Source organism: Chryseobacterium sp. 22458 (assembly GCF_052044975.1).
Lineage (GTDB): Bacteria > Bacteroidota > Bacteroidia > Flavobacteriales > Weeksellaceae > Chryseobacterium.
This window is the reverse complement of sequence record NZ_JBQEOA010000001.1, coordinates 404,289-417,304: the sequence shown is the minus strand read 5'-3', so window position 1 is coordinate 417,304 and position 13,016 is coordinate 404,289. Positions and strand designations below refer to the sequence as shown.

At 39.2% G+C, this 13,016-nt stretch carries 5 protein-coding genes; 3 read left to right on the top strand and 2 right to left on the bottom strand.

Going from position 1 to position 13,016, the window contains the following annotated elements:
- Positions 1-95: 95 nt before the first annotated feature.
- Complete coding sequence (locus tag ACTJJF_RS01735) at positions 96-1,724, bottom strand: helix-turn-helix domain-containing protein (protein WP_440698478.1); 1,629 nt, start codon at positions 1,722-1,724, stop codon at positions 96-98.
- A gap of 74 nt (positions 1,725-1,798) precedes the next feature.
- Complete coding sequence (locus ACTJJF_RS01730; RefSeq protein WP_440698477.1) at positions 1,799-3,418, bottom strand: helix-turn-helix domain-containing protein; 1,620 nt, start codon at positions 3,416-3,418, stop codon at positions 1,799-1,801.
- 410 nt (positions 3,419-3,828) lie between these two features.
- Here ACTJJF_RS01730 and ACTJJF_RS01725 point away from each other — a divergent pair, with 410 nt between their 5' ends.
- The 3 genes from ACTJJF_RS01725 to ACTJJF_RS01715 all read left to right on the top strand — a co-directional run bounded on the left by ACTJJF_RS01725 (position 3,829) and on the right by ACTJJF_RS01715 (position 12,921).
- Complete coding sequence (locus tag ACTJJF_RS01725) at positions 3,829-4,440, top strand: hypothetical protein (protein WP_440698476.1); 612 nt, start codon at positions 3,829-3,831, stop codon at positions 4,438-4,440.
- Between the two features lie 265 nt (positions 4,441-4,705).
- On the top strand, positions 4,706-5,230 hold the full coding sequence (locus tag ACTJJF_RS01720) for a hypothetical protein (protein ID WP_229048630.1): 525 nt from the start codon (positions 4,706-4,708) through the stop codon (positions 5,228-5,230).
- A 221-nt stretch (positions 5,231-5,451) separates the two neighbouring features.
- Entirely contained in the window at positions 5,452-12,921 is a 7,470-nt protein-coding gene (locus ACTJJF_RS01715; RefSeq protein ID WP_440698475.1) for a hypothetical protein, read from the top strand.
- The last annotated feature ends 95 nt before the right edge of the window (positions 12,922-13,016 follow it).

Here is a 13,016-nt window from a genome sequence, read left to right as displayed (position 1 = left end):
TTTAAACCAGAAATTATCATTTTGTTAATCAACTGCTTTAAAAACAATAGGCACCCATTTCTCAACGGGTGCCTATTGTTTATGAAAACAGATCTTTATTGTGCTTCTTCTTTTAACTGATTGATAAAATAAGAAGGGGTAAAACCGGTTAGCTGTTTAAAAGCATTCACAAAAACTCTTGGAGTGGCATATCCGCAATCTTCTGCGAGGGATGCAATCTTATATTCCCTGTACACCGGGTTTTCATAAAGCATGTTGATGATATAATTGATGCGGAGCTCATTGATGTAACTTGTGAAATTATGGTTTTTATAATTTTTTATGACTTCTGAAAGGTATTTTGTATTGGTACCTAAATTACTGGCCATCCAGGTAAGACTCAAATCCTTCCTGAGATATTTTTTTGAAGCTTCAAACTTTTCAAGTTTAAAAAGTAATGTTTTCAGGGTTTCATCTGTAATGGTGATAGACGAAGTTTTCATTTCATTATTTCCGGCACTTGTTTGTAATTTCAATATGTCCCCTGACTGTTGTGCACTTATTTTAGCGATCAAATCTTTATATTTCCCATGAATAATCATGTTCTTTCTTCTCCAACGCAGACTTGCAACGATTGCAGCAAGAAGAAACAAACCTATTATAGCAGTCAGCTGTTTTTTTGAAATTGCCTTATGCTCATTGACCTCATCCGTAACCATCTTTTTCATGGTTAAATTAGCAGTCTTTTTCTCTTCATAATTTAGACTGTCACTAAGAGTTGTAAATTTTTCTCTGTAGAATTCTGCTTTTTCATTATCACCAATCTTCAGATATGCCTGAAGAAGATGCTCATAAGTTTGTTTCCTCTCATGAGGAAAAGAATGTTGCTTCTCAAATTTTAATGCATTTGTAGCATATTCAATTGCTTTTTGATACAGTTTTTTCTTAATATATAATTGGCTTAGCACATTGAAGGTTTCAGCTTTATGTATAGGATCTGTATTATATTTTTTGTTTTCATAGATATTTTGTGCATTTAATAGATATTTTTCAGCTGTTCCAAGATCATTACGTTCTACATAAGAATGGCCAAGAGACATAGATAAGTATGCAATCAATCCATACTTATCATCAATAGGTACTTCCGTATTTTTATCACTTATCGTTTTAGCTATTTCAAAGCTTTTAAGATAGTTAGATAGAATCGTATCACTGATCCCCAGCTCCTTTTCTTTATTTTCGTAATATATATTAACATTCTCATAACTAAAAGCCAATTGATGTTTCCTCCGGTCTTCATTTTCAATTTGTTTTGCGTAACTGATTGCATCCTTGAAATCTTTCAGACTGGCATCATTTAAGCCTAAATATCCTAAAGCTAAAGCATTTCTACGGTATATACCTGAAATATATCCATAAATATCTTTCTTGTTATTGGCTACTTTTTTTAATTCATTTACTAAATCTACCGTCTTTTTATATTCACCTTCTCCAAGATAAACAGATGTAAGAGCATGACCACTTCGGAGTACTCCCCAGTCATATCCTTCTTTCTTTGATTCTGACATTAGTTTAAGTAATAACGTTTCCTGTTTAGGAGCAGTATATGTTTTACTTTCTTTAATAATCTCATCCAGCTGTCTGTCAATAGATTTTTCTTTCGGCGTAGTACCGGATGGCCTATTCTGAGCAAGAGTAATATTAAAATAAGAAAGTAGAATAAAAAGATAAAATGATTTTCTCATACAATAAAAGTGAAAATTATAAAAGTTTTAATTATTACTTACTAAAAAGCCTTTTGATATTTAATTGTAAGAAGTTAAACATTTACAGCAACCTTCAACTGTTCCACAAAATAAGAAGGGGCAACTCCTGTCTGCTGTTTAAAAGCGTTTACGAAGACCCTTGGGGTGGCATATCCGCACTCTTCTGCGAGGGATGCAATCTTATATTCCCTGTACACCGGGTTTTCATAAAGCATCCTGATGATATAATTGATGCGGAGCTCATTGATGTAACTTGTGAAATTATGGTTTTTATTGTTTTTTATAACTTCCGAAAGGTATTTGGTATTGGTTGAAAGGCTATTAGCCATCCATGTAAGGCTTAAATCCTGTCTCAGATATTTCTTTGATGTTTCAAATTTTTCAAGCTTAAAAAGTAGCATCTTTAATGTTTCATCCGTAATGGTAATAGAGGATTTTACTCCATTACTTTCATTATTTTTTTCGGCTTCCGGTTCTACTTTACTGTTTTCATTTTCATGCTGTATTTTGGCAATCAGTTCTTCGTACTTTTTATGAATGATCTTATAGTTTCTTCTCCGGTATATCAGCATTCCACTGATGATAAGGGCAATAATAACAAAAGAAATAACCGCAATTCCCTTTATTTTTTTCTCACCATTGCTTTTTGTTTCTGAAATTATCTTTTTAACAGGAGCTTCCACTGCATCTTTTTCTGCAGAATTGATACTATCATTCAGTTTTGAAAAAAGATCAAGATATTTCTGAGAGGTTGCATGATCACCAATTCCCAGATAAGATTTTGCCAGTACCATATATCCTACTCTCCGATTATAAGGCATACTATTTGACTTCTCCAGAATCAGCATATTTTCTCCATATTCTATGGCTTTCTTATAATCTTTTTTCATCTGATAAAACTCCTGGAGTGCCTGGTATAAATCTATTTTGGTATTTGGAAGTACATCTCCTTTCACTAAATCAAACTGTTTTAAAGCTTCCATAAAATGGAATTCAGAAAGCTTCACATTTCTTCCTTTATTGTTGCGGTCTCTATAATGTATCCCCAGGTTCATATTTATTGATACCAGCATATCAATTTTTTTCTCTAAAGGAATATCTTTACTATTATTATTTATTTTTAAAACCTCTTCTCTGCTTTTTTTCAGATAATACAGCACTTTCTCATTTGATCGGTCCTGGTAGTATGGTGTCATATTATAATAAACCAAAGAAGCCTGATAATGTCTCTTATCCGGCTCTGCAATAAGTTTCATATATTCTGCAGCAGCTTCGTGCTCCTTTAAACTCTCATCATACAAGCCCAGCTCATCATAAGACGCTCCTCTTCTACTGCATAAGGAAGATAAGGTTTCATAATCTTTTTGGCTCATCGCCAACTCTCTTGCTCTGTTTGATATTTCCAATGCTTTTTTATAGTCATACGTATTGAAATAAAACATCATTATACTTCTTGTTGCATTCAGTTCTCCTTTTTCACATCCTATAGCCTTGGCAAGATCATTAGCTTTTTGAAACAATTTGAGCGCTTCTTTATTTCCCCCTTCATTATTAAGAGCAGTTCCTTTATCAATCAGTTGATCAATTTGTTTATTTCCGGGACATGAAATTGTTTCCGCACTTACTGTGGAAAAAAAAAGATAAAACACAAAAAATAAATATATTTTCTTCATCAGAAATTAGTTTATAGAGTAAATATTTAATATAAAAAAACATAATCATTGGTTAAAAAATCTATATAAGTCTTGAAAAATTAAAGTTTAACTGATCTTTAAAGTGTATTAATATTTAAAAACTATTTCTTCAGTTCAATGCTTCATGATCACTGTACTGATTGATTTTTCACATTACAAACACGGTCAAACATTTACCATTTGTGCAAATTTAACGAAATATATATACCAAAAATACAAATACCTATTTGGTATTTTTTAGATTTAAAACAAAAACATGAATATTTTTTAACCAGCTGATTTTCAATATAGAAAATTTGTAAAATCGTTTAAACAGTACATGAAACTTTCCGAATTGTTCCTGTATCAAGCTTGTGTAAATCTTGTGGTAGCTATAATATTGCATCAAAATGAAAACCGATTCTGAAAATAACATGATGAACCAACTCTTCTCTCTGCATTCCATTGGAGGGGGAAGATTTTTATTATTGTTATTACTGTTGGTTCACCTCCAAATGGCTCAGGCTGTCTGCAGATATGATGACATTAGCTCATCAGATGCAGCTACACCTTCAGCAGCTCTGTTTATATCAGAGGGTACTGTTGTTTCAGGAATAGAAAAAATATCTGTTATACCAACCGCAAAGGAGAAAGTGAAGAAAAAGCACAGACGAAAAGAGACTTCCCTATCCGGCAAAGCAAAACAAAAGAAGAAAGAAAACCTTTCTCAGTCTGTCAAACATAGCAATAGAAATGTATTGACCTTCAACAATGACAATCAATCAGACCAATCCCTACTTTCTATTTCCGATAGTGATAAGCAGATTGTCATACCCAATCAGCATACAATGAAATTTCTTATGCCGGACGCTGAAAATAAAATCCCGGCCTTAGTTCATCTACTGGATATTTTTCTGAAAAAAGTTTATCCTGATCAATGGTTTTCAGACTTAAACTTATTCCGACATTTCAACCGTCCGCCACCATTCATTCCAAAAGCTTCCTTTCAGTTCTTAAGGTAGCTTCCATTCTTTTATTTCAACGAAAATTCAACAGGGTTCATGCTCATTCGACCGGTTTATCCGATGCGGACAGGAATCATCATTTCCTGACTGAAACGAAACATCATTACAGACAATTTTATGTTTCACACGTAAACCCTGGATTGAAATCAGAAAAATAATTAGACAATGAACCGGACTGTTCTTACTCTTCAAAGACAAGGTCATTTTGAAAGAAAACAGTTCACTAAAGAAAACATTCATTCATATAAACCTATTAAAAATCATGAAAAAACAACTTCTGCCCATGGCAATTCTACTTGCCGTAACGGGTACCGTGAAGTCTCAGATTGCCATAGGAAAACCGACCGTCACCAACACATCGGTTTCCCTGGAATTTGCAGACACGGAAAACCGGGGATTGATACTTCCCTACGTAGAAACGAAAACAGGAATTACGGACAATGGTACCATTATCTACGACACCACTGACCACAAAGTAAAATACCTGAAGGATTCCGGAACATGGACTGATTTAAGTGTTGACAACACAGGAACTGCCAACATTGCAATCCAGACCGGCAAAACTGAATCCACAACCGCAAAATCCGTCATCGGGTCGGCAGCTGCTACAGATACCACACCGGGTATATTGATTCTGTCTGATACCAACAAAGCGATGATATTACCCAAAGTAGCCAGCCCCCACCTCAACATCATTGATCCCGCCCCCGGAATGATGGCCTATGATACCGTTAAACGGCAACTTGCTGTCTACAATGGCAAAGTCTGGACTTTCTGGAAACCTTAAAATGAAAAAGAATGAAAGAAATGCAATTTTATTAGTCCCGTCCTTTATAGCTATGACTAATCACTATCAAGTAGGTATAAGTATTAAGCCATCAAAGGCCATATTAACCGCCAGCAGTACTATCAATATTTATCGACTGTATGAAACTGAACCCATAGTCATATTTATAAAACACATTACAAAACGTATATGCCGGAAATCCGGCTAAAAACTATTAAATCATGAAAAAACAAACCGTCTTTTTCTTCATATTCCTCATTATGGGTAATATGATGATTCTGGCCCAGAACTGCAGCATCAATGCAGGAGCCAATGCCGTCATTTGCGGCACTTCGACCAACCTATCGGGAAGTCCGGGTGGCAGTACATCAGGAAATCCTTTATGGACCCTGATATCGAAGCCATCCGGTGCACCAGATCCGGTGATTGTAACGCCCTCAGGTTACAATACCAATGTCACAGGGATGACCTATCCCGGAAATTATGTATTCCAGATTGCACAGCCCTGTACCACAGGAACTGCAACTTCACAGGTAACCATTACGGCACCGGGAGAGGTTTCATCCTTTACGGCAGGTCCGGACATCACGAATGTTTCCGCCGTTACCGGTGTAGCCACCTTAAATGCAGTAATACCGACAGGGTATACGGCTTCGTGGACCTATTACAACATTTATAATAAGGAATATTATAACCAGACCACCACCACGAATGCCACCATGTCTAATACGACAACGGCCAGCCCTACCCTGACCCTTTCAAAGAAAGCAAATCACGATATTGATCCGGCCTATCGTGCGGTATTAAGGATCACATCTATCAACAACCCCAACTGTTGGTACGAAGATGATGCGATTGTAAGATTCATTCCCAATCCGCAAATCACCCTTTCTGCCACCCAAAACAGATGCTATTCATCAACAGAAACCAATCGGTATTTTAGTTTGAGTAGTACCTCCCCGATGTTTGCCACTAATACGGCAAATTCATCAGGAAACCCTGCATTTGGGACGACAGTTACTGTAAATGTCATCAGTCAGCCGGCAGGGGGAAATATTTCATTTTCCAGCCTAAGGAATAGTTCAATCTACTTCAATGGGGTAAATGTAACAGGAACCTATGTATTCACCATAACCGTTACAAATGCCAATGGAACCTATACGACTCCCCAGATTACCTACAACTATAATGGAACGGATCCTCAGAAAGTGAGTTTTCTTGATTCCTCATATCCTGATCAAATGCAGCTTTATAGTGCCGGAGGCAGTGGAGGTGCCGTGTATTGCAACATGGTGGGAAAAACAACACCCATTACTTTTTATTTTAAAATTGACCCTTCCAATCCGGCATCTATAACAACTGCAGTCAGTAATTCAGGAATTACTCCCCCGGGAGGAGCTCCTACTTTTGTATTGAACGGAGCAGGCACAATGAATAGAAATGTAGTGGTAACCCCACCTTCCGGAGGATGGAGAACAGGAACTTATGTCATTGGGTTATCTACAGGAGATGGTATATGTAAGACCACTCAGTCCTTTTATATTCATATTTCAGATGGAAATCGTCCCAATGTAACCGTACCTAATACCACAGTGTGTTATCCGGGGTCAGGGTTAGTAACGGCTACCATCCCTTTACCCGCTGTATATCAAGAGGCAATCAACAGCAGTTACCTACAGGGGTTCGATGGAAAATATGATTTCACACTCATTTCCAAACCAGCAGGAGCTGCCACACCGGTTTATGAAAGTTCCAACCTCAGAACGATTACAAGTACTTCTACTACCATAAGTAATCTGGATAAGCAGGGTGAATATATTTTTAAAATAAAAGCCGTTCCCAATGCAGGAGGAGTAGATCCCGGATTTCTTGATAAGGAATATGCCTGCTCGGGAACTTCCCTGGAAGGAACATTCTCCATATTTGTCAGTACACAGGTTGGTGCCAATGCAGGATCCAATCAAACCTTAGAAATAGGAGCATCACAAGCTACACTCAACGGGAACAATCCGGGAGTATCATCTACAGGTTTATGGACATTGATTTCAAAGCCGGCCGGAGCCCAGGATCCTGTGATAGTCAATCCATCTCTGTATAATACCAATGTGACGGGACTTACGAATTCTGGAGCCTATACTTTCAGATGGACTATCACCACAGGCACCTGCAGCAGCTTCAGTGATCTGACGGTTAATGTTTCGGCCCCATCGCCGGGAGGCGTTGCAGCAGCGGTTTGGTACAAGGCAGATGCCATCACCTCATCGGACAATACTCCGTTGAACCAATGGACTGACCAGATGGGAACAGGATATAATCTTGTACAGGCTACCACTACCCTACAGCCTAACTTTTCAAATCAAAATACCTTGGCGAACTTCAACCCAACGGTAACCTTCAATTCAACAGGACATGGAACAACGCAAGGAGGCTTCATGGCAGCCGATCCGGGAAGCGGAAATGAAATCATAGACCGTGCAAAAGGAAGTATTTATATTGCCGGTAAAATGAGTACATTGGGTGCTGCCGGACTGGCTGGGTTTGATCAGAGTATGGATTATCCGGGATTACACATTTCCAATAATGCTACTACGGACAAATTATTGTTTTATACGGCAGGAAGTGGTTATACCACCCTATCCACCAATCTGTTTGCAGACAAAAAGCCTTTTGTGGCAGGTTCTTCATGGCTGAATGCAGCCGGAGCCACCACATCAAATCCGTTGGCTAAAGTTTGGTTGGATGGTAATGAATCTGTTTATACCAATACTCTTAATAATGTCAATACAGGAAATACAGCCCGTATTTTTAGAATAGGACGTGATACCAACTGGGGAAGCCATGACGGCCAAATGAATGAAGCTATTGTATTTGCCACGCCACTTACAGCACCGGAAAAAAAACGTGTAGATTCTTATCTGGCCGTAAAATGGGGCACAACCCTTACGGGTGATTATGTAAATTCTGCCAATAGTATTGTATGGAATTCTAATCCTGCTTACCAAAACAATATTTTAGGTATTGCAAGGGATAATCTTTCTGCTTTATACCAGAAACAGTCACGCAGTGAAAATCCTGATCAAAAGCTGATCATCGGAGTTGGAAATTCATTGGCAAACACTAATACAGCCAATGCCAATACTCTGACAGACGGGCAATTCCTGATTGCAGGAGACAATGGCCTGAAACAAGCGCTGAAAAAATTATTGAACTACACAAACGGAACCAACGGTGAAGTAAACGCCCATTTTGAATCTATCTGGAAAGTACAGAATACCGGAAATGTGGGAACCGTAACAGTTGCATGGCCTAAAGGAGTAAAAAACATGTATCTGGTTCAATCTTCAGATGCTACAATTGATGCTACTGACAGCTTTACTCCAATGACCACCGAAGTTACCGTAAACGGAGTGGTATATAATACAGCCAATGTTACATTAGCAGACGGACAGTATTTTACCTTTGCCGGTTATGCTTACGCTCCGGGTGGTGTATTTTCTGCAGCCTGGTACCGTGCTGATGCCGTTGCTAACCTATTCTCAGATGCTGGAACCACTGTAGTTACAGACAATGCTACCGTTCAGCAATGGAATGAGTTCAACAACAAACCATTCTCTCTTCTACAAGCAACGGCTGCTTATCGTCCGAAGTTTTCCAATGTCACAACATTAGCGAACTTCAACCCAACAATTATTTATGACGGAACTCAGAAATGGTTGCAATATGCCCCGGCAGATGCTCAGGGATACATAATAGACAGAAGCAAAGGGGCATTATTTTCTGCAGGAAATACTACTAGTGCCGCATCTTCATTATTCGGATTTGGAGTAGCAGGATCCGGAAATGCAATGGACGATCCTGGATTGTACAGTTTCACAGGAAACAAATTTTTATTCTATCCTGTAATAGGTGAATACGACCCTCAAAGTACCTATACCATCAACGGGTCTTATATTGGTGGAGGTACCTGGGAAAATGGTACCGGAACAGGAGGAAATAATGCCGTAAATATCACATTAAATGGTTTCCATCAAACGTACAACACCAATATTTCGAATGTAAATACAGCTGCAACACGTAATGCCATGATGGTAGGAAAAGCAGATGCAGGGGCACAATTAGTGGGACAGCAAAATGAAATGATCATTTTTGCAGATAAGCTAACAGATGAAGAAGTAAATAAAGTAGAATCTTATCTTGCTATAAAATACGGGCAAACCCTAAGCAAAGAACAAAACAGAAATTATTTGAGTTCTATGGGTACAGTGGTTTGGGATGGATCAGCCAGCAGCTATTATAACAATATCCTGGGTATTGCAAGAGATAATACTTCTGCTTTACATCAAAAGCAATCACAAAGTATAAATGACGGTCAAAAACTGATCATTGGTGCAGGGAATTCATTGGCGAATACCAATATCGACAATACCAATTCTCTTGCGGAAGGGCAATTCCTGATAACAGGAGACAATGGCCTTAAACAAATCCTGAATACTCCGCTTGTATACTCCGCAGGAGCGAACGGAGAAACCAATCATCGTTTTGAAGCCATATGGAAGGTTCAGAATACCAATAATGTAGGAACCGTTACGGTGGCGTGGCCTAAAGGTGTAAAAAACCTGTACCTGGTACAGTCTTCCAATCCTGTCTTTGATGCTACGTCCACTTTCACCCCAATGACAGCGGAAACCACCGTAAATGGTGTGGTTTACAACACAGCTAATGTGACATTGGCCAATGGACAGTATTTTACTTTTGCAGGATATCTATATGCTCCCGGAGGAGTTGCCGGATCGGATTTCTGGATCAGGTCTGATGACGCCGGAGATATTGCAACCGCATGGAAAGATAATTCCATCAATGCTAATGACATTCCTGCAGTAGGAACATGGACTCTTTCTTCAGCGGACAAAGATCATAACTTCCATCCTTATACTACAGGATACAGTGCTTCAAAATTATTCTATAATAATGCATCCATGTTGAATCCAACAAATGGAGAACTGCCTAATGTATCTCACTCCATCTTCTCTGCGGTGCGTCCTATCACTTTGGGAACCGGACGTATTACAGGAATTGATGATGATGCAACCTATGCTGCTGAACCGGCTGCATCAATTGCGAATGGCAAACCAAGACATTATGAATATTATAATACCATAACCTCCACTGATTTTTCTTCAAACTTCAATATCGGTGAATCCAATGTATTCTCAACAATAGCGGATAATTCCGTTGCAAATGGAGGTACATCCACTTTTTCAGGAGGAGAAAAAAGGTTAGGACTGAATGGTTCTTATGAAACAACGACCTTTAATAATAGTAATAAATTCCAGCTTTATGGCCGTAATCTAAGAGTAGGTCATGCCGGATGGGACGCTTCCGGACCTTTCCCGGGAGACATCATGGAAGTTATCTGGTACAAACGTACATTAACAGCCAATGAACAATCAAGAATCAACTCTTACCTTGCCGTAAAGAACGGGGTTACCCTGAATGAAAATTATCTTTCTACCAACAGTAATGTGGTATGGGATAGAACCAACAATACCGGATACAACAACAACATCTTCGGTATTGCAAGAGACGAGGTTACCGTATTGAACCAGAAACAATCAGGAAGTATCAACAGTGGTCAAAAGCTCATCGTTTCCACAACAGGACTGGCTGACAACAATGTTGCCAATACCACCGGGCTCCCTGTCAACCAGCAATACCTAATGATTGGGGACAACAATCTGAAGCAAGGACTGAAAACTCCAATGGCTTATACCGGCGGCACCAATGGGGAAACGAATTTCCGTTTCGAAGCGATCTGGAAAACACAGAACACAGGAAATGTGGGACAGGTAACTGTTGCATGGCCAAAAGGAATTAAAAACCTGTATCTGGTACAGTCTTCGGATGAAACATTTGATGCAACGGATAATTTCACGCCAATGACTACGGAAGTTACTATAAATGGGGTGACTTACCAGACGGCCAATGTAACATTAGCCAACGGACAGTTCTTTACTTTTGCAGGATTTGGATTGGCCCCAGGTGGAGTCGTGAATAATCTTTCCTATTGGTACAGAGCTGATAAAGATGCAACCAACACAGGAGACGGAACGGATGTTACCGCATGGACAGACCAGTTCTCAGGAACCACTTCTGCACAATTAGGAACCAATGCGTTGCCAAAATTCAAGTTGGGTGGTGCCAGTTATTTCAACTTTAATCCTGGAATTAATTTTACAGCAAACAGCCAGACACTTGGTAATACATCGGTAAGAACCTTTACCAATACTATGTATGATGTCTTTGTCCTGACCAAAGAGGGCCTTTCAACTCCAGGTAATAATGCCAGAATTTTTAGCTCGTTGCTTGATAATTCAAAATTAACCGGGAATATTGATTACTGGGATGGTTTTGGAGACATGTATGATAACCGTACAGAAAGGGTTAATGCTACCCAAACCTACAGATACCTCGCTAATCCAGGTGTAACAAGATCAACTTTAATACCGAGCATCATATACCATAATCTTTTCAATACAACAACTGGTAAAGCTATTAATGGTAATACGGTCTCTATGAGCGCAGCCCATCCGGCCATCGGTTTGTTGAACGGGGGGCATGCTTTCGGTTCTACACAAATTGGAACTAATAATAGTGATAACGGAGGTTTTGTAGGAAATCTGGGTGAAACCATTGTTTATGGAGACGGAAATCTTAGTGTTACAGAAAGAAGAAAAGTAGATTCTTATCTGGCCATCAAGTATGGTATTACACTGGGACAGGTCAATACGGATCATTATCTCGCTACGGATGGATCAATTGTCTGGAACGGAGCTGCCAATACCACATTCAACAATAATATCTTCGGGGTATCCCGTGATGATATAGAAGCGTTTGAACAGAAGGTATCAAAAAGTGTGAACAGCGGAACAATCCTTACAGTGGCAACCATCAATGATTTTGTTAATCCAAACCAAAATTCATCAAGAACCGGATTTGTGAATGACAAAACCTATTTCTTAATGGGAGACAACAATGTTACAACAACACCGCTTGTCAATATTACGCTTGCCGGGAATACGTTGCAGAGAATCCAGAGAGCATGGCTTTCCCAACGTTCAAATATTCCGGGAGGTTTATACTTCGAGGCAGATCTCTCAGCTTATGGAGCTGCTTTCTCAGCAGGAAACAGCATCCAGATGGTCGTAGCAGATGATGCCTCTTTTACTACAAACATAAAAACAATTCCGGGGATATTCACAGGTGGAAGATGGGTATTTATGAATGACTTCAATGCAGATAATGCTTTAAGGTACATCACATTTGCTGTAGGAAGCACCTATTGCTATAAGCCTGGAGCTATTGCGACCACCGGTTCTCCTGCATTATCTACCAAAGCAGGTATTACAGCACTAGGCAGAGCCGGAGCCGGTACCGATAACTGGCCAATGGTAAGAAAAGGTGGCTGGCTTGCCCTGGAGGCCAAAACCAAAGGTTTTGTGCCGAACAGGGTGAAATTCAATGCATCCAATCAACCGGTTGCAGCTGATGGAGTAACTCCTGTCATTACAGCTCCTGTAGAGGGTATGATGGTGTATGATACCACCAATAAGTGTATGAAAATTTATACTCTTAAAGAAGGTGATGCATCCATGAACTGGCACTGTATCTCTACACAGACTTGCCCTGATTAATAAGGCAAGCTGAATAATTGATAGTTCCTTAGCTCCGGGAAGTGGTGTACGGGGCTAAGGCTATCAATTTTAAATGAATTTTAAATGCAGATCCA